Annotated in this window: 22 protein-coding genes and 2 pseudogenes; 18 read left to right on the forward strand and 6 right to left on the reverse strand. The window is 65.8% G+C overall.

Annotated elements, in window-relative coordinates; genetic code table 11:
* Window positions 1-6: 6 nt before the first annotated feature.
* The 3 genes from IT472_RS07225 to plsB all read left to right on the forward strand — a co-directional run bounded on the left by IT472_RS07225 (window position 7) and on the right by plsB (window position 4,715).
* Window positions 7-840: a DUF2608 domain-containing protein gene (locus tag IT472_RS07225; protein WP_297180391.1), complete on the forward strand. Its 834-nt coding sequence runs from the start codon at window positions 7-9 to the stop codon at window positions 838-840.
* A 93-nt stretch (window positions 841-933) separates the two neighbouring features.
* Window positions 934-1,890 carry a hypothetical protein gene (locus tag IT472_RS07230; protein ID WP_297180393.1) on the forward strand — a complete coding sequence of 319 codons (957 nt, stop codon included), beginning with the start codon at window positions 934-936 and terminating at the stop codon, window positions 1,888-1,890.
* Between the two features lie 77 nt (window positions 1,891-1,967).
* Window positions 1,968-4,715, forward strand: coding sequence for a glycerol-3-phosphate 1-O-acyltransferase PlsB (gene plsB / locus IT472_RS07235; RefSeq protein WP_297180395.1), 2,748 nt, complete (start codon window positions 1,968-1,970; stop codon window positions 4,713-4,715).
* 66 nt (window positions 4,716-4,781) lie between these two features.
* Here the strand turns inward: plsB and IT472_RS07240 are convergent, their stop codons facing one another.
* Both IT472_RS07240 and IT472_RS07245 read right to left on the reverse strand, forming a co-directional pair.
* Window positions 4,782-6,470, reverse strand: a complete 1,689-nt coding sequence (locus IT472_RS07240) for a hypothetical protein (RefSeq protein ID WP_297180397.1) — start codon at window positions 6,468-6,470, stop codon at window positions 4,782-4,784.
* A 130-nt stretch (window positions 6,471-6,600) separates the two neighbouring features.
* A complete protein-coding gene (locus IT472_RS07245) occupies window positions 6,601-6,819 on the reverse strand; it encodes a YdcH family protein (protein ID WP_343231818.1) in 219 nt (72 codons plus the stop codon).
* A gap of 90 nt (window positions 6,820-6,909) precedes the next feature.
* Here IT472_RS07245 and ttcA point away from each other — a divergent pair, with 90 nt between their 5' ends.
* From ttcA to IT472_RS07275, 6 genes are all read left to right on the forward strand, one after another.
* Window positions 6,910-7,785 carry a tRNA 2-thiocytidine(32) synthetase TtcA gene (gene ttcA, locus IT472_RS07250; protein WP_297180460.1) on the forward strand — a complete coding sequence of 292 codons (876 nt, stop codon included), beginning with the start codon at window positions 6,910-6,912 and terminating at the stop codon, window positions 7,783-7,785.
* 178 nt (window positions 7,786-7,963) lie between these two features.
* The gene (locus IT472_RS07255; RefSeq protein ID WP_297180399.1) at window positions 7,964-8,869 is read left to right on the forward strand and encodes a recombination-associated protein RdgC; all 906 of its coding nucleotides are present in this window, start codon (window positions 7,964-7,966) and stop codon (window positions 8,867-8,869) included.
* A gap of 242 nt (window positions 8,870-9,111) precedes the next feature.
* On the forward strand, window positions 9,112-9,483 hold the full coding sequence (locus IT472_RS07260) for a hypothetical protein (RefSeq protein WP_297180401.1): 372 nt from the start codon (window positions 9,112-9,114) through the stop codon (window positions 9,481-9,483).
* A gap of 2 nt (window positions 9,484-9,485) precedes the next feature.
* Complete coding sequence (locus IT472_RS07265) at window positions 9,486-10,283, forward strand: SprT family zinc-dependent metalloprotease (RefSeq protein WP_297180403.1); 798 nt, start codon at window positions 9,486-9,488, stop codon at window positions 10,281-10,283.
* An 81-nt stretch (window positions 10,284-10,364) separates the two neighbouring features.
* Complete coding sequence (locus tag IT472_RS07270; RefSeq protein ID WP_297180405.1) at window positions 10,365-10,880, forward strand: hypothetical protein; 516 nt, start codon at window positions 10,365-10,367, stop codon at window positions 10,878-10,880.
* A 72-nt stretch (window positions 10,881-10,952) separates the two neighbouring features.
* On the forward strand, window positions 10,953-11,210 hold the full coding sequence (locus IT472_RS07275; RefSeq protein ID WP_297180407.1) for a hypothetical protein: 258 nt from the start codon (window positions 10,953-10,955) through the stop codon (window positions 11,208-11,210).
* A 31-nt stretch (window positions 11,211-11,241) separates the two neighbouring features.
* Here IT472_RS07275 and IT472_RS07280 read toward each other — a convergent pair whose 3' ends face one another.
* Together IT472_RS07280 and hemH are read right to left on the reverse strand one after the other, a co-directional pair.
* Window positions 11,242-12,099, reverse strand: a complete 858-nt coding sequence (locus IT472_RS07280; protein WP_297180408.1) for an alpha/beta hydrolase — start codon at window positions 12,097-12,099, stop codon at window positions 11,242-11,244.
* On the reverse strand, window positions 12,099-13,067 hold the full coding sequence (gene hemH / locus IT472_RS07285; protein WP_297180410.1) for a ferrochelatase: 969 nt from the start codon (window positions 13,065-13,067) through the stop codon (window positions 12,099-12,101). Before hemH ends, IT472_RS07280 begins: the two co-directional genes overlap by 1 nt.
* Before the next feature lie 109 nt (window positions 13,068-13,176).
* On the opposite strand from hemH, the gene IT472_RS07290 reads away from it, so the two are divergent.
* From IT472_RS07290 to IT472_RS07310, 5 genes and pseudogenes are all read left to right on the forward strand, one after another.
* Entirely contained in the window at window positions 13,177-13,983 is an 807-nt protein-coding gene (locus IT472_RS07290) for a lipid-binding SYLF domain-containing protein (RefSeq protein WP_297180412.1), read from the forward strand.
* A gap of 48 nt (window positions 13,984-14,031) precedes the next feature.
* Window positions 14,032-14,217, forward strand: a pseudogene (tatA, locus tag IT472_RS07295) (twin-arginine translocase TatA/TatE family subunit); the annotation flags it as partial.
* A 51-nt stretch (window positions 14,218-14,268) separates the two neighbouring features.
* Window positions 14,269-14,487: pseudogene (gene tatB / locus IT472_RS07300) on the forward strand (Sec-independent protein translocase protein TatB); the annotation flags it as partial.
* 124 nt (window positions 14,488-14,611) lie between these two features.
* On the forward strand, window positions 14,612-15,361 hold the full coding sequence (gene tatC, locus IT472_RS07305) for a twin-arginine translocase subunit TatC (RefSeq protein WP_297180415.1): 750 nt from the start codon (window positions 14,612-14,614) through the stop codon (window positions 15,359-15,361).
* Window positions 15,348-16,052, forward strand: coding sequence for an RDD family protein (locus IT472_RS07310; RefSeq protein WP_297180417.1), 705 nt, complete (start codon window positions 15,348-15,350; stop codon window positions 16,050-16,052). The genes tatC and IT472_RS07310 overlap by 14 nt, the downstream gene beginning before the upstream one ends.
* 10 nt (window positions 16,053-16,062) lie before the next feature.
* Here the strand turns inward: IT472_RS07310 and IT472_RS07315 are convergent, their stop codons facing one another.
* Both IT472_RS07315 and IT472_RS07320 read right to left on the reverse strand, forming a co-directional pair.
* Window positions 16,063-16,989 carry a hypothetical protein gene (locus tag IT472_RS07315; RefSeq protein ID WP_297180419.1) on the reverse strand — a complete coding sequence of 309 codons (927 nt, stop codon included), beginning with the start codon at window positions 16,987-16,989 and terminating at the stop codon, window positions 16,063-16,065.
* A gap of 42 nt (window positions 16,990-17,031) precedes the next feature.
* Window positions 17,032-17,745 (reverse strand): glutamine amidotransferase, encoded by a 714-nt coding sequence (locus IT472_RS07320; protein WP_297180421.1) that lies wholly within the window; start codon window positions 17,743-17,745, stop codon window positions 17,032-17,034.
* A gap of 188 nt (window positions 17,746-17,933) precedes the next feature.
* Here IT472_RS07320 and glyQ point away from each other — a divergent pair, with 188 nt between their 5' ends.
* The 4 genes from glyQ (at window position 17,934) to IT472_RS07340 (ending at window position 26,849) form a co-directional block, all read left to right on the forward strand.
* A complete protein-coding gene (gene glyQ / locus IT472_RS07325; protein ID WP_297180422.1) occupies window positions 17,934-18,845 on the forward strand; it encodes a glycine--tRNA ligase subunit alpha in 912 nt (303 codons plus the stop codon).
* Window positions 18,842-21,013 carry a glycine--tRNA ligase subunit beta gene (glyS, locus tag IT472_RS07330; RefSeq protein ID WP_297180424.1) on the forward strand — a complete coding sequence of 724 codons (2,172 nt, stop codon included), beginning with the start codon at window positions 18,842-18,844 and terminating at the stop codon, window positions 21,011-21,013. The genes glyQ and glyS overlap by 4 nt, the downstream gene beginning before the upstream one ends.
* A 68-nt stretch (window positions 21,014-21,081) precedes the next feature.
* Complete coding sequence (locus IT472_RS07335) at window positions 21,082-23,016, forward strand: autotransporter assembly complex family protein (RefSeq protein WP_297180426.1); 1,935 nt, start codon at window positions 21,082-21,084, stop codon at window positions 23,014-23,016.
* Entirely contained in the window at window positions 23,016-26,849 is a 3,834-nt protein-coding gene (locus IT472_RS07340) for a translocation/assembly module TamB domain-containing protein (RefSeq protein WP_297180428.1), read from the forward strand. The genes IT472_RS07335 and IT472_RS07340 overlap by 1 nt, the downstream gene beginning before the upstream one ends.
* The last annotated feature ends 17 nt before the right edge of the window (window positions 26,850-26,866 follow it).

The raw sequence follows: 26,866 nt of genomic DNA on the forward strand, positions 1-26,866 counted from the left end.
CGACCCATGCGCCGCCTGCTCGCCGTCGTCCTCGTCACCCTGCTCACGGCCTGTACCGCGCCGGCGCTGCGCCCGGATGCCGCGGCCTCCGAGGTGCGCGATATCACCGATCTTGCAGCGGTCGCACCGGCGTTTGCGGAAAGCCACGCACGCACCTTGCTGGTGCTCGACATCGACGACACCCTGTTGACCTCGGAGGGCTTCTACGGCAGCGACACCTGGTACGAATGGCAGAGCAAACTGCCTGCCAGCGACCCGGACAAGCTGCCCTGCATCTTTTCCCTGATCGCCCTCAATTACGAAGCCGGCACCCAGTTGCCGACCCAGCCCGATGGCCCCGCGCTGATCAATGCCATCCATGCCGACAAGCTGCTGCTGACCTCGCGCAGCGCGTTCTACCGCGGTGGCACCCTGCGCACGCTGGCCAGCGCGGGCTACGCACTCCCGGCGATGCTTGGCGGCATCAGCGAAGGTCGCAGCTGGGATTTCCGCAAAGCGCCCGACGCCAAGCCGATGCGGGTGGTCTACGACCAGGGCCTGTTCATGACCACCGGGCAGGACAAGGGCAAGGTCCTGCTCGATCTGTTCCGCGAACTGCGCATCCACTACGACCGCGTGGTGCTGGTCGATGACGGCCAGCAGAACATCGACAATATGCGCGCCGCCCTGCTCAACGCCGGCATCGATTATCTCGGCCTGCACTACGTGCACGTCGACAAATCCGTTACCCCCGAACGGATCGCCGCTGCGCGCGCCGGCTGGCAACACTGGCGCAGCTTGCTGGAGGCCAACTACCCGCATCGCCTGCAGGCGATGGAGCAGGGCAAGTGCAACGAGTGAGCGGCGTCCAGCCTTGGCTGCTGAACACCGAGTGCGTTGCTTGATCCGGCAGCGGCTTGCGCGATGCCCCGCCCAGCCACGACACTCGCTTGCATGACCGGCCCGGACCACCTCCGAACCGCGCCCCGATTTGCACTGCTGTTGTGCGGTGCGTTGGTCCTATCTTGGCTGTCAGGCTGCCGACCAACGCCGGAAACCGCCGCAACCGATGCATCCGGTCTGCGCAATGCCGCCGCCGAACGCCCGGTCGATGCCGTGCTTGTGCTGCGCGACCGCCTGCTGGCGCGCGACGGTGCCGGCTTTGCGCACGTGGCCCTGCCGCCTGCGCTGCACGCACAGGTGGAAACCGCCTGGCGCGCTGGCCGCAGCCGCTGGCCACTGGAGGAATTGCCGCTGGATGGCGACATTCCGCGCATGCTTGCCGCATTGCAGGAGCCCGGTGCAACGCGCAGCCTGATGGACAGCTTCCATCGCCAGTTCGCTGGGGCCGATGGCGACATCGACCAAGCCGTGCGGACGCTGGTCGTGTTCGGTCGCAGTTACCTGCAAAAGGACCCGGACTACAACGACGAACAGCGCAAGCACATCGACCAGGCAATGATGGCACTGGGCGATTGGGCGCTGGCCGCGCCCTTGTCCGATCCGAACCGCGCACAACACCTGTTCTCGGCACTTGCTGCGTCCGCCACGCGCACGGGTATCGACGGTCGCCACGCGAAGACAGATCTTGCGCGGCTCGGAATGACGGCCGGACTCGCCCGGCTGTCGCGCTTCTACGCCACCTTGCTTACCCAGATGCGCCTGCAATACGGCCTGGATTTCGACGCCAGCCTGCGCAGCGCGCAGGTGAGCCTGCTGCAGCAGACCGGTGACACCGCGCGGCTGCGCCTGCAATACCAATTCGCCGGCCAGCCAGTCGATGCCATCATCCCGGTGGTGCGCATCGACGGGCACTGGTACCTCGCCGACTACGTGGCCGATGCGCGGCGTTCGCTGGCCAGCCCGCCCGCCGTCGCCGTGCCCTCGGCCGCACCACCGCCAAAACCGTGACCGCGGTCGCAATTCCCGTGGCGGCCTGAACCCACGGCCAGAAGCGCCACGCGGGGCGCTCGGCCATAATGAAGACGATGCCCGATCCCCAATCTCCCCAGCAGGTGGGTCTGTTCGATCAGACCAACGCCACGACGCCAGTGTCGTCCGGCACCGAGACGATCCCTGCAAGCGAGGCCAACGCCCCGGCCACACCGGAGGTGCCGTTGCCGCTGCCCGGGTTTCTCGCTGAATCCACGCCGCCAACAGGCACTGGCAACGCGGAAGATCCCGCCGCCGCGCACGCTGCCGCACCCCAGCCCATCAGGGCACGCACGCCCCTGTGGGCGAGCCTGTTGGGTTGGCTGCTCGATCCCTGGCTCAAGCTCGATATCGGCAATGGTGCGCAGGTCACGATCGATCCGGAACGCCCGATCTGCTACGTGCTGGAAGATTACGGCCTGTCCAATGCGCTGATCCTGCAGCGCGCCTGCCGCGAATCCGGGCTGCCCGCACCGCTGCAGCCAATCACCGGCGATCTGCTGGGCCGCAAGCGTGCGTATGTCGCGCTGTCGCGCCGCCATTCCAATGCCTTGGGCCTGCTGCCGGGCGCCGAACACAGGACCCATTCCGGCTCGCTGGCTCGGCTGCTGCAAGCGCATCGCGACAACCCGACGCTGGACGTGCAATTGGTGCCGGTGTCGATCTTCGTGGGCCAGGCGCCCAAACGCACCAGTGGCTGGTTCAGCGTGCTGTTCTCGGAAAACTGGGCCCTGGTCGGCCGCTTCCGACGCCTGCTGGCGGTGTTGCTGAACGGCCGCGATACCCTCGTCCAGTTCGCGGCGCCGGTGTCCCTGCGCAGCAGCGTGGCCGAAGGTCTCGACGCCGAACGCACCGTGCGCAAGCTCTCGCGCGTGCTGCGCACCCACTTCCGGCGCGTGCGCGAAGTGGTGATCGGGCCGGACCTGTCCACCCGCCGCATGTTGGCCGACCAGGTGCTGTCCTCGCCATTGGTCAAGGAGGCGATCGACGACCAGGCCAAGCGCGAGGGCGGCAAGCAAGCGGCTGCATGGAAGAAAGCCAACGGCTACTTCTGGGAAATCGCCGCCGATTACTCGAACACGGTGGTGCGCTCGGCCAGTTTCTTCCTGACCTCGGTCTGGAACCGCATCTACCGCGGCGTGCTGGTGCATCACCTCGACCAGTTCAAGCGGGACGCGCCCGGGCACGAAGTCATCTACGTGCCCAGTCACCGCAGCCACATGGATTACCTGCTGCTGAGCTACCTGCTCTACTCCCACGGCATCGTGGCGCCGCACATCTTCGCCGGCATCAACCTCAACCTGCCGGTGCTGGGCACCCTGCTGCGCAAGGGCGGCGCGTTCTTCGCCCGTCGCAGCTTCAAGGGCAATGCGCTGTATTCGGCGGTATTCCGCGAATACATGGCGCAGCTGGTGGCCGGCGGCTATTCGATCGAATACTTCATCGAAGGCGGGCGCTCACGCACCGGCCGTCTGCTGCAGCCCAAGGGCGGCTCGCTGGCGATGACGGTGCGCGCCTACCTGCGCCAACCCAGCCGCCCGATGCTGTTCCAGCCGGTCTACATCGGCTATGAAAAATTGATGGAGGGCAACAGTTATCTCGACGAACTGTCCGGCAAGCCGAAGGAGAAGGAGTCGATCTGGCGGGTGCTGCTGGGCATCCCCAAGGTGCTGCGCAGCAACTACGGCCAGGTGGTGGTGAACTTCGGCGAACGCATCCAGCTCAAGGACGTGCTGGCCGAGCACGCCGCCGAATGGGACGGCCAACCGATTCCCGATGACGCCAAGCCGAGCTGGTTCGCCAGCGCCATCGACGCACTGGCGCAGCGGATCCAGGTCAACGTCAACCGCGCCGCTGACGTCAATCCGATCAACCTGCTGGCGCTGGCCCTGCTGTCGACGCCGAAGAACGCGATGGGCGAAGCCGACCTGCGTGCGCAGATCGCGCTGTCCAAGACCCTGTTGGCGGACGTGCCGTATTCGGATTGGGTGACGGTGACGCCGCACACACCAGAGCAGATCATCGCCCATGGTGAGGAGATCGGCCTGATCGAGCGCACCCCGCACCCGCTCGGCGACGTGCTTGGGGTGGAGGGCGAGAAGGCGGTGCTGCTGAGTTATTTCCGCAACAACGTCCTGCACTTGTTCACCGCCTCGGCGTGGATCGCGGTCTGCCTGCAGAACAACCGTCGCATGGGCCGGCGCCAGCTGCAGCAGATCGGTCGCTCGCTGTACCCATTCCTGCAGGCTGAGCTGTTCCTGCCCTGGAACGAAGACGAGTTTGCCGAGCGCATCGATCGCACCATCGAGGTGTTCATCCGCGAAGGCTTGTTGCAACAGGTCAGCGACGATGAAGGCGGCATCCTGCAGCGTTTCGCGGGCCAGACTGATGAAGTGTTCCGCCTGCGCGCGATCGGGCATTCACTGCAGCAGGCCTTCGAGCGCTACTACATCGCCATCAGCGTGCTGGTGAAGAACGGTTCCGGCACGCTTGGCGCCGGCGAATTGGAGAGCCTGTGCCAGCTTGCGGCGCAGCGACTGTCGCTGCTGTACGCCAACACCGCGCCGGAATTTTTCGACAAGGCACTGTTCCGCAGCTTCATCCAGAAGCTGCGTGAGATGAAACTGGTCTGGTCCAACGAAGTCAGCAAGCTCGCCTTCGACGATCGCCTGAAGGCTTGGGTCAAGGACGCCCGCGTGGTGCTGGGCCGCGAACTGCGCCACACCATCGAGAAGATCAGTCCGGATACTGGGCGCACCACCGGCGAGCATCCGGCCATGACCTCGGTCGACGCCGAGGATTGAACAAGCCAAGGACGGGGCCGAAGCCCCGTCCTTGTGCCTTCCGCTGGCGCCTCGACCTCGCTTCCTTCAGGGCGCACCCCAGCAGGTCCGGCTGCCATCATCACGCACGGCACAGGTCTGCTTGTACGACGCGCTGACATGCACGAAGCGTCCCGCCGGTGGCGTTGCCTGCCCGTAGGTATTGCTGCCCCAGCAGGCCAACTCGCCGCTGTCGCGGATCGCGCAGGCGTGTTCCTCCCCGACCGACAGAGCCTTGAAGCCACCGGTGGGCACCGGCGTGGCCGCCATCGCGCCACCCCAACACGCCAGGGTGCCGTTTGGGCGCAGGCCGCAGCTGAATTGGTCGCCTTCGCCGATAGCAAGCCAGCTGCCACCCGGCACCGCAGTGGCACCCGTGCCGCTGTATCCCCAGCAGCGGGCGCTGCCATCATTGACGATGCCGCATCCGTGGAAAGAACCCCGGCTGAGTTGGCGGTAATGCATACCGATGCCGATCGGCAGGTACGAGGGCATGGTTTGTCCATAGGTATTCGCCCCCCAGCAACCGTAGCCACCTGCGCCAGTCAGGGCGCAGCCACCCAAGCTGCCAACGCGCATGTCAGCGTACTGGCCTCTGGGCGGGCTGGCGCGACCGCTGTCGTTGAAGCCCCAGCACGCGAGCGTACCGGCGGCACTGCGGGCGCAACTGAAAGCGCCGCCCGCACCCACGTCGGCAAAGCTGCCCGCAGGTGGCGTGGCTTCGCCGCTGCCATTGCTGCCAGAACAGACCAGGCTGCCATCGGCATCCAGGTCGCAGGCATGCGCGTAGCCCGCAGCCACGGTGCCCATGCCGAACGGACCGCGCGGCACATTGAGTTGGCCGTAGCTGTTGTCGCCCCAACAAACGACATTGCCATTCTGATTGAGCGCGCACGTGTGTCGGTAACCTGCCGCCAATGCCGTAAAGCGGTTCATGCGAGACGAGGGCGGGCGGGATTGACCGTACGTATTGTCGCCAGCACAAATCGCCGCGCCACTGGGGCTAAGGCCGCAGGTATGGTTGCCGCCGGCGGTCAGCGCGGTGAACGGCTGCGTCGCAGGCGGATTGTATCCGCCAGCATTGCCCCAGCAGACCGACGTGCCATTCGCCCGCAGGCCGCAGGTGTGCATGTAGGTCGAAGCAAGCGCGGTGAACACCTCACCACCGGGAACCGTGGATTCACCCGCAAGGTTGCTTCCCCAGCATTCAGCGACGCCATCCGCGCGCAGGCCGCAGGTATGGGTGTCGCCCGCGACCAGTGCGACGTAGCGCCCCCTCAACGGCGGGGTGGCTTGCCCATAGTCATTCCGGCCCCAGCACAAGAGGGTGCCCGCAGCACGAAGACCGCAGGTATGCCCATCGCCTGCCGTGATCGCGATGAATGTTTCTCTTGCAGGGACCGTGGACTGGCCGTAGGCATTGCTACCCCAGCAAACGGCGCTACCGTCGGCTTGCAATGCGCAGCTATGGTCATAACTCGTCGTCACGGCGGTGAAATACCCGCGCGTCGGTGGCGAACTCTGCCCCACCCAATTGGCGCCCCAGCATGCCACCGAGCCATCGGCGCGCAGTGCGCAACTGTGATAAGTCGCTGTCGCCAACGCCACCACCCGCCCACGCCCGTCCGGCATGGCGCCGGAACTGGTCTGCGCCAGTGCCATCGGCGCCCAAGCCAAGCCCACCACGGCCAGCCACAAGGCGCCGAGACTGGTTTTCCACAACGGAATCTTGTTCATCACCCACTCTCGCTGACACCGGCGAACGCCGGCTTCCCGAGGTCTAGCGGGAAACAAGGAGGCGAGAGGACATCACATCCGTGGAAAGCACCTGAATGCGGCTTGCGGCGATCAGCGCACCGCTACCGGATCATGCCGGCTCATCCGGGATCAGCAGGTTGTCGATCCAGGCGATCTGGTCTTTCAGCCGCAGCTTGCGTTTCTTCATCCGCTTGAGCAGCAGCTCATCGGACTGCAAATCGGATTGCAGGCGGGCAATGGCCTCGTCGAGATCGCGGTGCTCCTCGCGCAGCTCCATCACCAGCCGCGCCAGCTTGGCCAATTCACTGGATTCGAGCATTCGGCCCATGGCCAGAGCATAGCGCGCCTTTCGACCGCAGGCATTTGCCCGGCGCAGGTAAAATGGCGGGGAATGAACATTCTGCCGATTCTCGATTCCATGCCCCGGTCCGCTTCGGAGTCCGCCGCCCGAGCCAAGCGCGAGACCGACAAGCTGGCCAAGCGCCTGCGCCACCAGGTCGGCCGTGCGATTGCCGACTTCGGCATGATCGAAGACGGCGACAAGGTGATGGTCTGCCTGTCCGGCGGCAAGGACAGCTACACCCTGCTGGACGTGCTGCTGCAATTGCAGAAGAAGGCGCCGGTCGATTTTTCCATCACCGCGGTCAACCTCGACCAGAAGCAGCCCGGGTTCCCCGAACACGTCCTGCCCGACTACCTGCATTCGATTGGCGTGGACTTCCACATCATCGAGCAGGACACCTATTCGGTCGTCACCCGGGTGATCCCGGAAGGCAAGACGATGTGCTCACTGTGCTCGCGGCTGCGGCGCGGCGCGCTGTATACCTATGCCGAGGAACACGGCTACACCAAGATTGCGCTGGGTCACCACCGCGATGACCTGGTCAACACGTTTTTCCTCAACCTGTTCTTCCACGCCAAGCTGTCGGGGATGCCGCCGAAGTTGCTGAGTGACGACGGCAAGCACGTGGTCATCCGGCCGCTGGCCTATGTACGCGAGGCCGATATCGAGCAGTACGCCGAGGCCAGGGGTTTTCCGATCATTCCCTGCAACCTGTGCGGCTCGCAGGACAACCTGCAGCGCAAGCAGGTCAAGAAGATGCTGGCGCAGTGGGAGAAAGACTCGCCGGGCCGCATCGAAACCATGGCGCGGGCGCTGGGCGATATCCGCCCGTCGCAACTCTCCGACCCCAAGTTGTTCGATTTTCTTGCGCTGGGCAAACGCGGCGACGGCGATCTGCCGGATGCGCATGCGTGGCTGTCCTCCTCGACCACAGGCGATGTGGATGCCTGAAGGTTGATATCACCGCAGGCGCTGCGGAGGCCTGACACCGCGGGTGCTGCGGAGGCCTGAGGCTTGCCGCGACCATCGGCGACAGGGACGTCGCCGATGAGCCTCCATGGATGGATTCACGGCGTGTCGCGGCAAGCCTCAGGCGTCCGCAGCGCCTCTCTCGATACTGGAATCCCGAATGTTCTTTCGCAACCTCACCCTGTTCCGTTTCCCCACCTCGCTCGATCTTTCCGACCTCGAAACCCAACTGACCGAGTGCGCGCTCAAGCCGGTCGGCGCGCTGGAGCTTTCCTCGCGCGGCTTCATCCCGCCGATGGGCCAGCATCACGCCGCCTTCCAGCACGCCTGTGACGATGCGCTGTGGCTGACCGTCGGTGGCGAGGACAAATTGCTGCCCGGCGCGGTGGTGAATGACCTGCTGCAGAAGAAACTGGCGGCGATCGAGGAAAAGGAAGGCCGCAAGCCCGGCGGCCGCACCCGCAAGCGGATCAAGGATGATCTGGTCACCGAACTGCTGCCGCGTGCATTCGTGCGGCCGGTGCGCACCGATGCGCTGATCGACACCGCTTTCGGCGTGATCGCGGTGGACACCTCATCACGCAAGAGCGCGGAGGGCACAGTGTCGGAAGTGCGCCGCGCACTGGGCAGCTTCCCCGCGCTGCCGCTGAACGCCGAAGTCGCGCCCCGCGCCATCCTGACCGGCTGGATCGCCGGCGATCCGCTGCCCGACGGCTTGGCGCTTGGCGATGAGTGCGAACTGCGCGATCCCACCGACACCGGCGCGGTGGTGAAGATCCAGCGCATGGACCTGTCCGGTGACGAGATCGCCAAACACCTGGAATCCGGCAAGCAGGCAACACGGCTGGCGCTGACCCTGGATGACCACGTCAGCTTCGTGATCGGCGAGGACCTGATCGTGCGCAAGTTCAAATTGCTCGACGGCGCGGTAGATCAACTCGAAGCCGGCAACGATGACGACATCGTCGCCGAACTGGAGACCCGCTTTGCATTGATGGCCGGTGAGTTCAAGCGCCTGTTTACGGTGCTGGAGACGGCCTTCAAGCTCAGCAAGGCCGACGCCTGAGGCAGTGCTGAACAAGTCCCTCCTGGACTTGTCAGCACACGCTGCGTCCGGCGCATGCCCGGACGCAGCTCACGCGGATCAATCACTTCGGTGATCGATCCGCGGCCGACCATCCATGGTCGGCATGGCAACGCCGACTACATCAGCGTTGCCCTAATCCACGCCGCGACCACGCCCGCGGCAGGTATACACTGGCCACGTCCACCTTTGGACACTCGTTCCGGCACTCGGGGAGACGTGATATGAACGTGAAACTTCTGGCTGTAGCAATCGGCGTGCTGACCTGTGCGTCGGCCGCGGCGCAATCGCGTGGTGACTGGGTGCTGGGGCGATGGCGCGGGGGCGAATTTTGGTTCCCTGGCGTGGTGCAGTCGCACGTGGGCGACAACATCACCATCCTGTATGACGACGGCACGCGCGAAACGCTGTCAAGCAAACTCGTCCGTCCCTACACCTGGACACTGGGCACGCGCGTAGAGTGTCGATGGCAAGGCGGCACGATTTGGTATGCGGGCAAGATCACCGGCGTCAGCAGGAATGGCACGCGGATCGACATCCTCTATGACGATGGTGACCGCGAGAACATCGCCACCGGTGGTTGTCGCTCACGCTAGGAATGCATTCCCTGTTGCGCTTGTTGAGGGCTGTACGCGCAGCACCGAGACACCCGACCATCCAGCACGACCGCATCGATGTCGTGCTGGATGATGGCAAGCGTGTCGACGTGGCACTGCGGCGCGATCCGCGCGCCCGCCGCATCAAGCTCAGCGTGGACGAACGCGGCGCACGGCTGACCTTGCCACAACGCGCCAGCCGCGCCTCGGGTGAGCGATTCCTGCATGCGCACATCGACTGGCTGACCCAACAGCTCGCCACCCAAGCGATCGCTGCTGGCATGGCCCTGCGCCGCGATCACACATCGTCACTGCCCCTGCATGGCGCCGAACTGCCATTGCGATGGGAACGCGGGCGCACGACCCGGCTGGACCTGGCCGATGACGGCTGCCTGCACTTCATCACGCCCGCCCATGCCGGCGATCCCGCACTGCGTCGCGCCTTGAGGGATTTCTACGAAGCCCAGGCGCGCGCAGCGATCGGGCGTTGGCTGCCGCGTTACGTGCCGGGCCTGCCGCGCGCGCCCGGCCGGATCGTTTTCAAGCGCACCACGTCACTGTGGGGCTCGATGGCACCCGATGGCACCATGGCGCTGGACCTGGCGCTGCCCCTTGCGCGACCTGCGGCGTTCGAATACGTCCTGGTGCATGAGTTATGCCATCTGCTGCAGGCCAATCATTCGCCGCGCTTCTGGCGCGAAGTCGAGGCCCGCTTCCCGGACTGGCGGCGGGAACGCGATTACCTGCATGGCGAAGGACGCGCCCTGAAAGCCCGCCTGCGTGGCCTGCTGGCCGGATAATGCGATTTTCGGCGTTGGGATACCGGCCGGGTTCCGGCTTGATCCAACCCCACCAAGATTTCCGAACACGAGACCCCACACATGACACGCTCGCCCCGCCTTGCCATCGCCCTGTCCCTGACTGCCCTGATGCTCATCCTGCCCGCCTGCAAGAAAGCCCAGGATGCGGCGGTCGATGCCGCGATCGAACATGCCACCGGCGCCGAGATCGAGCACAACGGCGACGAAGTCACGGTGAAGACCGCACAGGGCGATATGCATTTCGCCACCGCCGAGAATGGTGCCAGCGTTGCACTACCGGCCAGCTTCCCCAAGGATGTCCAGTTGCCGGCCCAGTACAAGGTCGACAGCGTGATGGAGGTGGGTGGTGCGCAGATCGTTTCCCTGTCGACCCCGGATACCATGGACACGCTGTTCAATTCGCTGTCCAGTGGCATGGAAGGCAAGGGCTGGAAGCGCGAACTGGCGACGCAGACCAGTGATGGCGGCGCGCTGTCGTTCAGCAAGGACAACCACAACGTGGCGTATTACATCGCCAGGAACGAGAACGGCAGCACCGACCTGAACATCAACGTCTCGATCTCCAGCGCGCAGTGAGGCAACGGTCGCGGCATGCGTTCTGCGCTTGCAGCAAGGTCATCCCGAGGATCAAGGTGTCAGGTGGCTCAGATGTCCCAGGGCGGATTCGAGCAAATCCATGCAGTGAGCCCGCGTGACGCGCGCTGGTATCGTCTGTCCGAACAGTGGATCATGATCTTTGGCGTGATGACGCTGCTGCTCGCGTTTTTCTGCGTCGTGCTGTGGGTACAGGGTTCCGCGAAGGTGCCACTGCGCCAGATATTGTTCTTGATTGGGCCATTTCCACTCGCTTGCGGGCTAAGTGTCTGGCTCCACCGACGCATCGCCCGCAAGCATGGCCTGCTTTGAGCGTTGCCGAATGGCTCATCTCCGATGCAGATCATTCCTGGTACAGAAACGGCGCGATCACCGCGGCCACCCGTTCCGGCTGCTGCATGTGCAGGTGATGCCCGCCCTGCTGCACCACCATCCGCCCATCCTGCAACTGCGCAACCCGATGGCGACGCGCTGCATCCGGTAGATACGGCTGGGCCGGATCGGCGAACAACACCAGGCTGGGGCATTGGATGCCGGCCAGCAAGTCGTCCACTTGTGCTTCGGTCATCCGCACCAAGCTGGGTAGGGTGAGCCGCGGATCGCTGCTCCAGACGTAGCCGCCCGGCACCTCGCGCAATCCGCGTTCCACCAACAACCGCACCAGCTCGGCATCGAGTCCGCTGCCCGGCACGCGCCCGGCCTGCATGCGCGCACGCACGGCCGTGTCGATGTCGGGGAACACGCGCAACTGCTTGCCCTTCAGCACACGCTGCGCAGTCACCGCCTCGCGCAGGCGCAGGTGGGTACGCGCCGGCGCTTCGGTCAGTACGCCCACGGCCTCGATCAGCACCAAGCGTTCGATCCGCTCCGGACAGGCCGCCGCGACCATGCAGGAAATCGCACCGCCCATCGAATGTCCAAGCAAACGGAAGCGCTCCCAGCCCAAGGCATCAGCGGCATCCAGCACGGCGGCAATGCTGCCGGCAAACGAATAATCGCCGCCGGCACCAAGGTGTGCGCTGCGCCCATGCCCGGGCAAATCGAGCGCCACCACCGCGACGTCCTCCAGGTATGGCGCCAGCGGCAGGAAACTGGCGGCATTGTCCAGCCAGCCGTGCAGCGCCAGCACGCGCGGGCCTTGCCCGTGATTGCGCAATGCAGCCAGTGGGCCCAGCGCGGTGTGCAGGGAAACCTCGCGCATCAGTTCCATCCTGTGTCGGCGCGCGCCAACGCGGCCAGAGCATCGGCATGCGCAGCGCTTGCATTCAGGCAGGGGATGTAGCGCAGCGCCTGCCCGCCCGCCGCGCGGAAGGCCTCGGCATTCAGCATGGCGATCTCCTCCAGTGTTTCCAGACAGTCCACGGCAAAGCCCGGACAGGCCACGTCAACGTTGCGTACGCCTGCGCAAGCAAGCTGCTGCAGCATCGGCAAGGTGTACGGCTGCAGCCAGCGCGCGCGACCGAAGCGCGATTGGAAGGTGAGCAGGATGTCGTCCCTGTCCAGTCCCAGTGCCTCGGCAATTGCCCAGGTACTGGCCTCGCACTGGGCGGCATACGGATCGCCCTGGTCCACCAGCCGCTGGGGAATGCCATGGAACGAGAGCAACAGGCGCTCACCGCGGCCCTGCGACGCCCAATGCGCACGGATCGAGGCCGCCACCGCCGACGCCCACGCCGGGTCGGCGTGGTAGTCGTGCAATATCTCCACCCGCAAGCCGTCGCCGTGGGCCGAAATCACATCGGCCACGCTGGCGGTGGTGGTGGTCGAATACTGCGGATACAGCGGCAGCACGCGCACAGCGCGGGTGCCGGCCGCGCGCAACTGCGCCAGCACCGACGCCAGCGACGGCGTGCCGTAGCGCATCGCGTGGACGACGGTTCGCTCCGGCAAGCGCTGTTGCACCACCCGCGCCAGTTCCGCCGTATGCACGGCCAATGGTGAGCCGCCGTCCAGCCAGATTTCCGCGTATTTGTGTGCGACCTTCGGGCTGCGTCGCGGCAGGATGGTCCCGCGCAGCACGGGCTGCCACAGCCAGCGCGGCAGCTGCACCACGCGCGGATCGGACAGGAATTCGGCAAGATAGGCCGACACCGCAGCGGCCGTGGCGGCCGCCGGCGTACCGAGATTGACGAGGATCAGCGCCGGCGGCGCGTCGGAAGGGGCGGACATGCGCATAGAATCGCATGCATGGCCGGGCTGGAGCCCGGCTTAACTTGCGATTCATGGCCACCGCGCGAGGATGCCAGCATCCCCCGCCCGCTTTCGACGGAGATCCACGATGACTGCACGTCCCTTGCGCCTGACCCTCGCCCTTGCCGCCTTGCTGGTCGCCACGAGCGGCATTGCCGGCGAACGCGAGGACAACCGCGCCGACAATGCACTGCGTGTCATGCGCGAGATCCAAGCGGTTCCGGACAACTCGATCCCGGATCGCCTGCTCGATGAAGCCCGCGGGATTATCGTGATTCCGGACACCATCAAGGCCGGCTTCGTGATCGGTGGTCGCCGCGGGCTGGGGCTGATGTCGGTCAAGAACCCGGACGGCAGTTGGTCGAATCCGGTGTTCGTCAAACTCACCGGCGCCAGCGTCGGCTTCCAGGCCGGTGTGCAGTCGGCAGACGTGATCCTGGTGTTCCGCAGCGAACGCGGCCTGGACAACATCATCAACGGCAAAGTCACCCTCGGCGCCGATGCCTCGGTCGCCGCCGGCCCGGTCGGCCGCAATGCCGCCGCCGCCACCGATGGCTCGCTCAAGGCCGAGATCTGGTCATGGTCGCGCGCGCGCGGATTGTTCGCTGGAGTCGCACTGGACGGCGCGATCCTGCAGATCGACCACGGCGCCAACCGCAGTGCCTACGGCTATGGCATCACCCCACGGATGGTATTCGAGGGGCGCACGCCGCAGGCCGCCTCGCCCCCGATCGTTGCCTTCCGCGACGAACTGGAAGAAGCCACGACCGCGGCACGGAACTCGCGCCGCGGCTCTGCGCCGCCAGCAGCCTCCAGCAGCACGAGCGCGCATCCGCTGGACTCCCAGGCGCCGGCATCCAGCACCCCACTCCCGGAGCCGGCGACACGGCCGTAAGCGACCACGTGGGGTAGAATCGCCGCGTCCACACACACAGGTGCAATCATGGGTGGTTTCAGCATCTGGCACTGGCTGATCGTGCTGCTCATCGTCCTTCTCGTGTTCGGCACCAAGCGCCTGACCTCGGGCGCGCGCGACCTCGGCAAGGCCGTCAACGAATTCAAGAAAGGCGTCCACGGCGACGACAAGCCGACAGCGCCCACCGGAGGCGACAGGTCCGCATCGGCAGCGGATTCGCGCGGGCCGGACGACAGCGCCCACTGATCCTTTCAGGCACCGCCGATGTTCGATTTTTCTTTCGGCGAAATGCTGGTGGTGGCGCTGGTGGCCCTCGTGGTCCTGGGGCCAGAACGCTTGCCCAAGGCCGCACGCTTTGCCGGCCTGTGGGTGCGCAAGGCGCGTGCGCAGTGGTATTCGATGAAGAACGAGCTGGAGCAGGAACTGGCCAGCGAAGAATTGCGCCGTAGCCTGGCCGACGCCCGCACGACCCTCGAAGAATCGCACGCAAGCACGCTGGCGGCCGTAAGCACAGCCAGCGATGCGCTGGAGGACGCTGCCTCGCCCGCGGTCCCGCCTGCAGGCACGTCCCCGCCTGTCGTCGTCAGCGAAGCCGGAGACCGTCGCGATGACCGAGGCTGACGGCGACAGCGAACGCCCGCTGATCGCCCACTTGCTGGAGCTGCGTTCGCGCTTGCTGCGCGGCATCGCCGGGCTGGGATTGGTGCTGGTCTGCCTGCTGCCCCTGTCCAATCGGCTGTATGCGGAACTGGCCAAGCCGCTGCTGGCCAAATTGCCCGCGGGCAGCCACATCATCGCCACCCAGGTCGCCAGCCCGTTCTTTGCGCCGATGAAACTGGCGTTCTTCGTCGCCCTGCTGCTCTCGATGCCGTGGCTGCTCTACCAAGCTTGGGCATTCGTGGCGCCGGGGTTGTACCAGCGCGAGAAGCGACTGGCACTGCCGCTGCTGTCGTCGGCGCTGCTGCTGTTCTACGCAGGTTGTGCCTTCGCCTATTTCCTGGTGCTGCCAATGGTGTTCGGTTTCCTCACCCGGGTGACGCCCGAAGGCGTGGCGATGATGACCGACATCAGCGCCTACCTCGATTTCGTGCTGGTGCTGTTCCTTGCCTTCGGCCTTGCCTTCGAATTGCCGGTGGCACTGGTGATCCTCGTGTTGCTCGGCTGGATCACTCCGGCGCAACTGCGCGAGGGACGCGGCTACGCGGTTGTCGGCATCTTCATCGTCGCCGCCGTGCTGACGCCGCCGGACGTGGTCAGCCAGCTGATGCTGGCGATCCCGATGTGCCTGCTGTACGAGGCCGGTATCCTCGCCGCCCAGTTCGTCACGCCACGCTATCCCGCCGATGCCTCCCCCTGAACCCATTCCAGCCGGCTTCTGGATGCGCTACACGGCATGGTCACTCGACACCGCCTGCCTGCTGCCGGTTGCCGCCCTGCTAGGGCTGGCTCCGCTGGGTGCCGCGCTGGCAAACGCACAGGCGGCACTGCACGCGTTGGCCGCAGCCATGGCGCATGGCATGGACACCGCCGTGGCACAGGCACAGACGCCGCTGGAAATGGCCCTCACCCTGCTTGGGGATCCACGCCTGAATGCCAGCGTGGATCAGCTGTCGGCGGCATTGACCACCCTCCTCATCGTGCCCCCATTGCTTTACGCGGCACTCGCCTGCCTGTGGTCGTTGGCTTTCGAGTGCTCGTCCTGGCAGGCCACGCCGGGCAAGCGCGCGTTGGGTCTACGCGTCACTGATGCCGGGGGCGCAAGACTCGATATCGCCCAAGCGCTGATACGGTTTGCCGCTGCCAGCCTGTCCTGGCTCACCCTCAACCTCGGCCATGCAATGGTCCTGTTTGCGCCGCACCTGGCCTTGCACGACCGTTTCAGCCGCACCCGCGTACTTGCCGATCCAACGCGGCGAGTGCTGCCAACCTGGGCACGGCTGTGGCTGCTGGTGCAGGCAGTTGCCGGAACCATTGCATGCGCCTGGCTGTTGATGGCCCTGTACGCCTGGATGCAATCCCTGTTGGGGCAGGCGTTGACCGGTCCGTGATGGACTGAGATCAAGCTTCGATCTGATGCGGCGGGGAATTCGGCACCGGCGATCCGCCCTCTCCGAAGGTGTCGCGCCACGCCAGGAAGGCGGCGCCGGACACCAGCACCAGCGCGGCGCACGCAAAACCCAGCATCACCAGCGCCGCCAGCAGGTTGCCCAACACCGGATGGATCGCTCCGCCTAGAACAGCCAGCAGTGCTGACACCAGTGCCGCGACCAGTGCGCCAATGACCAGCGCACCGACGAACAAGGTGGCAGCCAGCAGGTTGGCCGCGGCATTGCATACCGCTGCGCGCAACGCCAAGCCGAGTGCCGGAAGCAGGCGGCACCCGGAAAACAGCATCAAAGGGATGGAATACAGCAACAGCGCATAGCTGAAGTAGTTGAAGACCATCTGCACCACGAACAGCAGTCCCGGATGCGCCGGACCCTGCATCTCGGGCGTCCCGCCCCGCATCACCACTTCCACCGCCTTCAGGTAGTCCTGCCAGTACCCGACTCCTGCCAGCGCCACCACCAGCCCCCCGCCCACCACGGCGAGCACGACCTGCACCAGCCCCAGCCAAGCCAAGCCCTGCCCAGATTGGCTGCACAGCGGCGCAAACAGGTCGCGCGCACGCACCGGATGCCCGGCTTCGACCGCACGCACCACGTGCATCAGGCCACCAAGCAGGATCGGCACCAAGAACATGATCAACAGGGCCAAGGCCAGCGCGACGAGCATCAACAGCTTCATGTCCGGAAGTTGTCCATCCGCACGCTCGTCGCCGATCAACAAGGACAACACCAGAGCCATTGCCGACACTGCCATGTACAAGCTCGACACCAGCAACATGCCTGCACCAAACACCGCCCGCGGGTTCTTTGCCCCCAGGTCGATGGCCTGCCGGAACCACACCAGGCCTTGACCGGCCGGCAACCTGCGAATGTCCATTCAACGCCCCGAAATCACCGCGACAGGATACCGGATGGCGCGTCAACGCCGGGTGTGGCGCACGAACCTGCGCAGTACGCGGCGCGCCAATGGCGTGGCCTTGACCGCCGCATGCAGACTGTCGGCACAGCGTCCGGCACGGGCCAGGTCGTCAGCGCGGGCATTGATGTAGCCGCGCATGTGCGCAGTGCCGAACTCGGGATGGAACTGCACGCCCCAAGTCGAATCCCCCCAACGCAGCGCGTGGCAGGCGTCGTGCGCATTGCTGGCCAGCACCACCGCATCGGCCGATGGCTTCAGCACGCTCTGCATGTGGGTGGCCTGCACCGGAAACTGCATCGGCAGCCCGGCGAACAAGGGATCGCCTGACGCCGCCGCGGTCAGCTCGATATCCACGGTCCCCATCTCGCGTCCCTTCGGGTTGTAGTCCACCTCTCCGCCGAAGGCGTGCGCCAGCAACTGGTGGCCGTAACAGATGCCCAGCACCGGCAACCCGGCCTGTGCGGCCTCGCGCAGCCAATCGGCACTGCGTTCGCTCCAGTCCAATCGATCGGTCACCATCGCCGCCGAGCCAGTGACCAGCACGCCGGCGAAGCCTTCGCGGCTGGGCAGCGCCTCACCATGTTCGACATCGACCACGATGGCCTCGTCGCGACCAAGCCCGGAGGCCACCCGGATCCAGTGCGAGAAGCTGCCATAACGATGCATCGAGGTGATCGGGTGGCCGGTCTGCAGGATCAGGAACGGGGCGGGCATGGGCGTTTCATCCGGTTCCCGCCGGGGCGCGGGGCAGGCGCATTTATACTAGACAATCGCTCGTCGCATTCGAGCGCAGATGGCAGCAGGCCATGTCCTGCGTGCATCATCGGCCTTGCCCGACCGATGTCGGCATCGCGCACACGTCCGCCCATCCTTCTCTCGCTGCTTTTGCAACCTCCACCTCCATGACCGTCGCCATCACCTTCCAGCAACTCATCTCGCGCCTCAACGCCTATTGGGCGGAGCAGGGCTGCGTGCTGATCCAGCCGCTCGACCTCGAAGTCGGGGCAGGCACCTTCCATCCCGCCACCTTCCTGCGCGCGATCGGGCCGGAAAGCTGGAACGCGGCCTACGTGCAGCCTTCGCGCCGCCCCACCGACGGCCGCTACGGCGACAACCCCAATCGCCTGCAGCGCTATTACCAATACCAGGTGGTGATGAAGCCCAGCCCCGACAACATCGTCGAGCTGTATTTCGATTCGCTGAAAAGCCTCGGCATCGATCCGCTGGTGCACGACCTGCGCCTGGTCGAGGACAACTGGGAATCGCCGACACTGGGCGCCTGGGGCCTCGGCTGGGAAGTGTGGTTGAACGGGATGGAAGTCACCCAGTTCACCTATTTCCAGCAAGCCGGCGGGCTCGAATGCCGGCCGGTGCTGGGTGAAATCACCTACGGCCTGGAGCGCCTCTGCATGTACCTGCAGAACTGCGACAACGTCTACGACCTGGTCTGGACCTACGGGCCCGACGGCGCGCCGGTGACCTATGGCGATGTCTACCACCAGAACGAAGTCGAGCAGAGCGCCTACAACTTCGAACATGCCAATGTCGACGAAATGTTCCATCGCTTCGACGCCTGCGAAGCCGAGGCCATGAAGCTGGTCGAGGCTGGCCTGCCGCTGCCCGCCTACGAGCAGGTCACCAAGGCCAGCCACAGCTTCAACCTGCTGGACGCACGCCGCGCGATCAGCGTCACCGAGCGCCAGCGCTACATCCTGCGCGTGCGCACGTTGGCGCAGGCGGTGGCGAAGCTGTACGAGGCCAAGCGGCTGGACGCCGTTGCCAGCAAGACGGCAGCCAAGGAGGCACAGGCATGAGCATGCAGCCGCTGTTGATCGAACTGGGCACCGAGGAACTGCCGGTCAAGGCGCTGCCGGGTCTGGCGCAGGCCCTGTTCGATGGCGTGCTCGCGGCGCTGGACAAGCGCGGCGTGGTGATCGAACGCGGCGATGCCAAGCCGCTGTATTCACCACGTCGGCTGGCGGTGCTGCTGCCGGGCGTGGCGATGCAACAACCGGAACAGCGCAGCGAGGTGCTGGGCCCGTACTTGAATATCGCGCTCGATGCCGACGGCAATCCCACCAAGGCACTGCAGGGCTTCGCCGCCAAGGCCGGGGTGGATTGGACCGCGCTGGAGAAAACCTCCGACGCCAAGGGCGAGCGCTTCGTGCATCGCGCGGTCACGCCGGGCGCGCTGACCATCGACCTGCTGCAGGGCGTGCTGGAGGACGCACTGGCGGGGATGCCGATTCCCAAGCCGATGCGCTGGGGCGATCACGCCTACGGGTTTGCACGCCCGCTGCACTGGCTGGTGGCCTTGCTCGGCGGCACCGTGGCCAGCGTCGAGGTGCTGGGCATTCGTGCAGGCCGCCATTCCCGTGGCCATCGCTTCCATGCGCCGGGCGATATCAGCTTCGCCCAGCCGCAGGACTATGTGCAGGCCATGCGCAGCGCCTTCGTGCTGGTTGATCCGGGCGAACGCCGCGCGCGGGTCATCGCCGAAGTCGAGGCCGCCGCCAAGGCGGTCGGTGGTAGCGCACGCATCAGCGAAGACAACCTCGCGCAGGTGAACTGCCTCAACGAATGGCCGGTAGCGGTGGCCTGCGCCTTCGAACGCGACTTCCTGGGCGTGCCGCAGGAAGCCTTGATCGAGACCATGGAGAGCAACCAGAAATTCTTTCCGGTGCTCGATGGAGACGGCCGCCTGACCGAGCATTTCATCGGCATCGCCAATATCGAATCCAAGGCGCCGGGCGAGATCCGCAAGGGCTACGAGCGGGTGATTCGCCCACGCTTCGCCGATGCCAAGTTCTTCTTCGATGAAGACCTGAAGCAAGGCCTGGCCGCGATGGGCGCGGGCCTGAAGGCCGTGACCTATCAAGCCAAGCTCGGCAGCGTGGCCGACAAGGTGGAACGGGTGGCCGCGCTGACGGAAACCATCGCCGCGCAGGTGGGCGTCGATCCGACGCAAGCCAAGCGTGCGGCGATGCTGGCGAAGAACGACCTGCAATCGCGCATGGTCAACGAATTCCCGGAATTGCAGGGGATCGCAGGACGCTATTACGCACAGCGTGCGGGCGAATCCGCGGAGGTGGCACTGGCCATCGACGAGGCCTATCGCCCGCGATTTGCCGCCGACGACATTGCGGCCTCGCCATTGGGAAAATTGCTGGCCATTGCCGAACGGCTCGACACGCTGGCCGGTGGCTTTGCCGCAGGCCTGAAGCCCACCGGCAACAAGGACCCGTTCGCGCTGCGCCGCAATGCCTTGGGGTTGGCGCGCACCATCATCGAATCCGGTTTCGAACTGGATTTGAAGGCACTGTTGGCAACATCTGCACAGGGCGCCATCGGCTCCATCCAGACGGTCATTCATCGCACGCTGGATGCGAAGCTGGCTGCCGCAAAGAGCGAGGGCGTCAAGGCAGTGGGCGCGAGCACAGGCACGTGGATGCCGGTTGGGGAAACCGTGGCCACTGATCTGTACGACTTCATCCTCGACCGCCTGCGCGGTTACTACGCCGACCGTGGCGTCCCCGCCGCACATTTCAACGCCGTCGCCGAGCTCAAGCCGGCCTCACTGCACGATTTCGCCCGCCGTCTCGACGCCATCGGCCAGTTCGCCCAGCTGCCCGAAGCCGCCGCACTGGCCGCCGCCAACAAGCGCATCGGCAATATCCTGAAGAAAGCCGACATCACCATCCCGGCGATGAACGAGGCCGCCCTGCTGCGGGAGCCAGCCGAGCTGGCGCTGGCCGAGGCGGTGGAAACCGCTTACGCCGAAACCGGCCCGGCGCTGGCGCAGGGCGATTACGTCAGTGTGCTGACGCGACTCGCTCAGCTGCGCGCACCGGTGGACGCGTTCTTCGACGGCGTGATGGTCAACGCCGATGACCCCGCCATCCGCGCCAATCGCCTCGCATTGCTGCACCGGTTGGCACAGCGGCTGGGCAGCGTGGCGGCGATCGAGTTCCTGTCGATCTGATCGCCCGTCCGTATCCGCGTTCAGCAGCGGGCGGGCAGACCTACGCCGCAGCCCGCTATCCTGAGAGCATGCCGAACACCCGGTATCGCATCACCGTCGCCCTCGCCTGCCTGATCGCCAGCGCACCTGCATTTGCCGTCAAGGTGCGTCAGATTCGGATCGAAGGCCTGCACGATCCCGCCGTCGAGGCCAATGTGCGCAGCGCACTGTCGCTGCAGGACGCGCTGGATCGTGAACTGCGGCCGCGCCGCCTGGCCTATTTGCTGCGAACCGCCAATGACGAAGTCCGGACGGCGCTGGAACCCTTCGGCTATTACGCGCCGACCATCACCATCCAGCGCAGTGATCGCAGCGGCATCACATCGACTGCACACGATGAGGCCGACGAGGGCAGCGCCGATGACGTGGCGAGCGGCGATGCAAAATCCGACAGCCCCTTGCTCGAGGATGACGACAGCGCGGTCGACCCGCCCGATCCGGAGGCGAAGGGCACGATCCGCAGCCGTGGCGATGCCCTGACCGTCACCATCACGATCAACCTGGGGCCACCTGTGCGCGTGCGCGGCTTCGATCTTGGCGTCGATGGCGCGGCCAGCACCGACCCGACCGTGGCAGCTGCGCTCGCGCAATTCCAGCCACGTGCCGGCGAGGTCATGAACCATGCGCTGTACGAGGATGGCAAAGCCAGGATCAGTCGGGCGCTGTCCGCGCATGGCTGGTTCGATGCCAGCCTCGACGAACACCGGGTCGAAGTGACCCGCGAGGCGCAGGCCGCCGACCTGCAACTGCGCTGGAATTCCGGCCAACGCTACACGCTCGGTGAGGCACGCTTCAACCAGACACCAACGCCCTTCCTGCGCGACGACCTGCTGCGCAAATTGGTGCCGTGGCAGGTCGGTGAGGCTTACGATGACGCCGAGCTGGAACGGCTGCGCCGCTCGCTGGTGGCACTGGACTACTTCGCGCTGGTCGATGTGCAAGCCCAGCCCGATCAGGCCAGCGACCACCGCACACCCGTCGCCGTCGAACTGACCCCCGCCAAACGCAGCATCTACACCCTCGGCCTGAGCTACGGCACGCTGGATGGCCCCGGCATCAGCGCCAGCGTCGAGCGCCGCTACCTCAACAGCCGCGGGCACAAGGCGCTGGCACAGGTCGACTGGGCGCGCCTGCGCAAGGCCGTCACCCTGCAATACCGGATCCCCGCCTTCGCCTGGCTGGACGGCTGGTACACCGCCAGCCTGCAGGCCAGTGACGAGCAGACCGATTACGTCAACAGCCGGCGGCTGGAATTCGTGGCCAGCCGCAGCGGGCAATACAACGACCACCTCAACCTGATCGCCTCGCTGCATCTGCTGCGCGAGCGCTGGGCCTATCGTTCCATCCTCAAGCCCACCGAGGACTTCCGTTTTGCCAGCTTCCTGTATCCGGCACTGCAAGCCGACTACATCGCCGTCGATGATCGCATGGCACCGCGCCGCGGCTTCGGTGCCAGTGCCATCCTGCGTGGCGGTCAAGGCGGCAGCGATGGCCATGCAAGCTTCGCCCAACTCTACCTGTCAGCGCAGTGGTTCCATGGCTTCGATGCCGACAGTCGCCTGATCGTGCGCGGCGAGTTTGGCCACACCTTCACCGACGACGTGCTCGACCTGCCGCCCAGCCTGCGCTTCTACGCTGGCGGCGACCGCAGCGTGCGCGGTTATGGCTGGCACGAGATCGGCCCGCGCATCGTCACCAGCGGTGGCGATTTCTTCACCGGCGCGCCGAACCTGCTGACCGCCAGCCTCGAATACGAGCGCTATTTCAACGGCCCGTGGGGCGCAGCCGTATTCGTCGACAGCGGCAGTGCCTTCGATGGCCGCAGGCCCGACATGCACACCGGTGTAGGCATTGGCCTGCGCTGGCGCTCGCCGGTCGGCCCGGTGCGGATCGACCTGGCGCACGGTCTGAATGACCCGGATTCGCCGGTGACGCTGCATCTGAATATCGGGGCGGATCTGTGATGCAGCAGACGCCTGACGCAAACACGACCACGCCACAGTCCGCGCCGACGCGGCGACGCCTGCGCAGGATTCTTGTCGCGTTTGTTGCGGTGGCGCTGCTCGCTGCCATTGGCCTGCTGTGGCTGCTCAATACCGCAAGCGGTCGCGACTTCGCGTTACGCCAACTCGTTGCACGGCTGCCGACCGGCAGCACATTGCAATGGAAATCCGCACAAGGCGACCTCGCCGGGCCGCTGACACTGCAAGGCGTGCAATTCGCAACGCCGGTGCAACGCAACGCGCACTGCAAGCCAACCCTCGCAGCACAGTGCGCCACCGGCACCTTGCGACTGCAGATTGAGCAACTCCAGCTCGACCCGGCACTGCTGCCTTTGTTGGCGCGTCGATTGCGATTGGACACGCTGTCCGTGCGTGGCGTGCAGTTGGACCTGCCGCGCGACGACACCCCGCTGGAGCTGCCGCACTGGCCAGACCTGCTGCCGACACTCGACCTTCCGCTGACCGTGCAAGCCGATGCGCTTGTGCTTGATGACGCCCGCATCGCCCGTGAAGGCGAGGCCCTGATCGCCGTGCACAGCGTGCGCGGTGGCTTGCGCGTGGGTGAAGGCGCGCTGCATGTCGAACAGCTGCGGATCGACAGTGATCGCGGCGTCTTCAACGCCCACGGCGATTACGCACCACGCGACAACTTTCGCACCGACCTGACCGCCTCGGCACAATTGCCAGCCAAGCTTGGGCAAGCGGCACCCGCACTCAAGCTGCGCGTGCAGGGCGATCTATCCAACCTGCAGGCGACTGCCGAAGGTCGCTTGCCCGGTGCCACGCACCTGAATCTGACGCTCAGCGGCGACACCACGGCTCCGCGCTGGCAGTTGCAGGCCAGCAGCGAAGGGCTCGATCCGGATGTTTTCATGGGCCACACGGCCAGTGGAACGCCACTGCGATTCAGCTTCGTCGCCAGCGGCATCGGTGGTTCGGCAGACCTGCGCGGCAGATTCAGTGCCGGCGATTTCACCGCGCAGTTGCAGCCATCGAAATTGCGCGTCAACGACCAGCGCATCGACCTGCAACCGCTGGTGGTCGATCTGCTGCATGGGCGTATCACCGCCAATGGCCATGTCGAACTGAAGGATTCCGATCAAGCCAGCGTGGCACTGGCGCTGGCGGCGCGCGGGCTGCGCTGGAGTGATGCCAATGGTCGCAACCTCGTTGCCGGCGATGCCGATCTACATCTCAGCGGACGTCTCGATCAATGGACACTGCGCGGCCAGGCGCGGCTGGCACGCGACCAGGATCGTGCGACGGTCGATCTCACGGGCAGCGGCGACCGCAACGGCATGCGTCTGCAACGCTTCGATGCCGGCACCAACCTCGGCAAACTTTCCGCCACCGGCATGCTGGCGTGGTCGCCCGCACTGCGCTGGCAAGCCGATGCCAATCTGCGCGACTTCGATCCCGGCAATTTCCTGCCGGACTGGCCGGGCGCACTGCGCGGCCGCGTCACATCCAGCGGCGAACAACGCAATGGCACGCTGACTGCACGCTTCGATGCACGCGATCTCGGCGGCCAGCTGCGTGGTCGCCCGCTCTCCGGACATGCGCAGCTTGCCATCGATGCTGCGCGTTATTCCGGCGAACTGGCGCTGAGCTTGGGTGGCAGCAGAATCGAAGCCAAGGGCAAGGTTGATACGACACTGGCGGTCGATGCGCGTTTCGATCCGCTGCAGCTGGAGGATCTGTTGCCGGGTGCAAGCGGTCGCCTGCAGGGTCAGGTGTCCCTGCGCGGTACGCCCGCGATGCCGGACCTGCGCGTCGATCTGCAGGGCCAGTCCCTCGTCTATCGTGAATTCCGCGCAAGTGCATTGCAGCTCCATGGCCAGCTGCCGTGGTCACAAGGCGACGGCACGCTGTCCGTTGCGGCCGAGGATGTGCACGCTGGGGTGGTATTGGCATCCCTGCATGCAAATCTGCGCGGCGCATTGAGCCGGCTCGTTGTTGAACTTGACGCCCGTGGCGAGGCAGGTGCACTCAACATTGCCGGCAGTGCGCGTCAAACAGGCACACGTTGGCAAGGCCAGCTCACGCGGCTGTCGCTGACACCCACACAAGGCAGCGCATGGGCTTTGCGTTCCCCCAGTAGTTGGGGGTGGGATGGTCACGCCATCAGCATCAGCGACACCTGCCTGCAGGTCACGCTGGGCGGCAGTCTGTGTGCCAGCGGTGCTTGGCCACGTGCTGGCATCGCCCTGAAAGGCGATGCGCTGCCACTGGCATTGCTGGCCGACTGGCTGCCGGCACGCGAGGACGGCCGTCGCTGGTTGCTGGATGGCACGCTCGACCTCGATGCTCACATCGCATCCGCTGCCCTGGGTTGGACGGCCAGCGCCCGCGTGCAATCCAGCAGCGGCGGCTTGCGCAGCGGCGCACGCGCACGCCGCGTGCTGTTCGGCTATCGCGATTTGAAGCTCGCACTGCAGGCCAACCCGCAACGCATCGAAGGCGAGCTCGCCGCCGCGCTGAGTGGTGGTGGCAGGATCGACGCGCAACTGGCCACCGGCTGGGATGCCGCTGCGCCCTTGACCGGCAGCCTGCGCGCCAACACCAAGGAACTGACCTGGCTGGAATTGCTTTCCCCCGATCTGGCTGAACCCGGTGGCCTGCTCGCACTGGATGTGCAGCTTGCCGGCAGCCGCGGCCATCCCCGCCTCGGCGGCAGCGCGCAGTTGCAGGCCTTCAGTGCGGAGCTGCCGGCACTGGGCATCGGCATCGAGCAGGGCGAGGTCGAACTGCAGGCGCGCGAGGACGGCAGCGCCCGCATCAGCGGCAGCCTTGCGACCGGCAAGGGCGTGTTGCATGTCGATGGCAATCTGGGCTGGCTGGACGACAGCACGCCGCTGCAAGTGTCGATCCGCGGCAACGAGGTGTTGCTGGCCGACACCCGCCAATTGCGTCTATTGGCTTCCCCCGACATGACCGTGCGCTGGCGCTCCGGTACTCCGGTCGAAGTACGCGGCGAGGTGCTGGTGCCGGAAGCCGATCTGCATTTGGAACGCCTGCAGTCCGGTGTTTCGCCCTCGCCCGACGTGGTGGTGCTGGATCCGGACAAGCCGACGTCGGCAGTGACGCCGCTCGCGGTCGATCTCGACCTCGGCCTGCGCGTCGGCGACAAGGTGCGCATCGACGGCTACGGGCTGACCGGCAGCCTGTCCGGTGGCCTGCGCGTGCTCCAGCCGCCCGGCCGCGAGAGCCGTGCCACCGGCACGCTTGATGTCGCAGGCCGTTACCGCGCCTATGGCCAGAACCTGCAGATCACCCGTGGTCGACTGGCTTGGTCGAACGACGCCATCGGCAATCCGCGCTTGGACATCCGCGCTGAGCGCCACGTTGGCGACGTGGTGGCAGGCGTGGCCGTGGCCGGGCGCGCCAACGCGCCGCAGGCCAGCGTGTATTCCAACCCGGCGATGAGCCAGTCGGAAGCACTGGCCTACCTCACCCTCGGCCGCCCGCTGTCCACCTTGAACGGACGCGAGGCGCAACAACTCGGCGCCGCACGCTCCGCGCTCAATGCCGGTGCCGGCCTGCTGGCGGCGGAACTCGGCAACCGCATCGGCCTCGATGATGCCGGCGTCAGCCAATCGCGCGCACTCGGCGGCGAGGTACTGGGCATCGGCAAATACCTGTCGCCACGGCTGTACGTCAGCTACGGCGTCTCGCTGCTCGGCACCGGGCAAGTGGTCACGCTGAAATACCTGTTGAAGAAAGGCTTCGACATCCAAGTGGAATCCAGCAGCGTGCAAAACCGCGGCTCGATCAACTGGCGGATGGAGAAGTAGGGCAGCGCCTTCGACAG

This window comes from Thermomonas sp. (assembly GCF_020850895.1).
In the GTDB taxonomy this organism is placed as follows: Bacteria; Pseudomonadota; Gammaproteobacteria; order Xanthomonadales; family Xanthomonadaceae; genus Thermomonas.

What these genes read in the sequence shown, in the direction of transcription:
- IT472_RS07225 (WP_297180391.1), top strand. Translation starts at nt 7, where the DNA reads ATGCGCCGCCTGCTCGCCGTCGTCCTCGTCACCCTGCTCACGGCCTGT.
- IT472_RS07230 (WP_297180393.1), top strand. Translation starts at nt 934, where the DNA reads ATGACCGGCCCGGACCACCTCCGAACCGCGCCCCGATTTGCACTGCTG.
- plsB (WP_297180395.1), top strand. Translation starts at nt 1,968, where the DNA reads ATGCCCGATCCCCAATCTCCCCAGCAGGTGGGTCTGTTCGATCAGACC.
- IT472_RS07240 (WP_297180397.1), bottom strand. Translation starts at nt 6,470, where the DNA reads ATGAACAAGATTCCGTTGTGGAAAACCAGTCTCGGCGCCTTGTGGCTG.
- IT472_RS07245 (WP_343231818.1), bottom strand. Translation starts at nt 6,819, where the DNA reads ATGGGCCGAATGCTCGAATCCAGTGAATTGGCCAAGCTGGCGCGGCTG.
- ttcA (WP_297180460.1), top strand. Translation starts at nt 6,910, where the DNA reads ATGCCCCGGTCCGCTTCGGAGTCCGCCGCCCGAGCCAAGCGCGAGACC.
- IT472_RS07255 (WP_297180399.1), top strand. Translation starts at nt 7,964, where the DNA reads ATGTTCTTTCGCAACCTCACCCTGTTCCGTTTCCCCACCTCGCTCGAT.
- IT472_RS07260 (WP_297180401.1), top strand. Translation starts at nt 9,112, where the DNA reads ATGAACGTGAAACTTCTGGCTGTAGCAATCGGCGTGCTGACCTGTGCG.
- IT472_RS07265 (WP_297180403.1), top strand. Translation starts at nt 9,486, where the DNA reads ATGCATTCCCTGTTGCGCTTGTTGAGGGCTGTACGCGCAGCACCGAGA.
- IT472_RS07270 (WP_297180405.1), top strand. Translation starts at nt 10,365, where the DNA reads ATGACACGCTCGCCCCGCCTTGCCATCGCCCTGTCCCTGACTGCCCTG.
- IT472_RS07275 (WP_297180407.1), top strand. Translation starts at nt 10,953, where the DNA reads ATGTCCCAGGGCGGATTCGAGCAAATCCATGCAGTGAGCCCGCGTGAC.
- IT472_RS07280 (WP_297180408.1), bottom strand. Translation starts at nt 12,099, where the DNA reads ATGCGCGAGGTTTCCCTGCACACCGCGCTGGGCCCACTGGCTGCATTG.
- hemH (WP_297180410.1), bottom strand. Translation starts at nt 13,067, where the DNA reads ATGTCCGCCCCTTCCGACGCGCCGCCGGCGCTGATCCTCGTCAATCTC.
- IT472_RS07290 (WP_297180412.1), top strand. Translation starts at nt 13,177, where the DNA reads ATGACTGCACGTCCCTTGCGCCTGACCCTCGCCCTTGCCGCCTTGCTG.
- tatC (WP_297180415.1), top strand. Translation starts at nt 14,612, where the DNA reads ATGACCGAGGCTGACGGCGACAGCGAACGCCCGCTGATCGCCCACTTG.
- IT472_RS07310 (WP_297180417.1), top strand. Translation starts at nt 15,348, where the DNA reads ATGCCTCCCCCTGAACCCATTCCAGCCGGCTTCTGGATGCGCTACACG.
- IT472_RS07315 (WP_297180419.1), bottom strand. Translation starts at nt 16,989, where the DNA reads ATGGACATTCGCAGGTTGCCGGCCGGTCAAGGCCTGGTGTGGTTCCGG.
- IT472_RS07320 (WP_297180421.1), bottom strand. Translation starts at nt 17,745, where the DNA reads ATGCCCGCCCCGTTCCTGATCCTGCAGACCGGCCACCCGATCACCTCG.
- glyQ (WP_297180422.1), top strand. Translation starts at nt 17,934, where the DNA reads ATGACCGTCGCCATCACCTTCCAGCAACTCATCTCGCGCCTCAACGCC.
- glyS (WP_297180424.1), top strand. Translation starts at nt 18,842, where the DNA reads ATGAGCATGCAGCCGCTGTTGATCGAACTGGGCACCGAGGAACTGCCG.
- IT472_RS07335 (WP_297180426.1), top strand. Translation starts at nt 21,082, where the DNA reads ATGCCGAACACCCGGTATCGCATCACCGTCGCCCTCGCCTGCCTGATC.
- IT472_RS07340 (WP_297180428.1), top strand. Translation starts at nt 23,016, where the DNA reads ATGCAGCAGACGCCTGACGCAAACACGACCACGCCACAGTCCGCGCCG.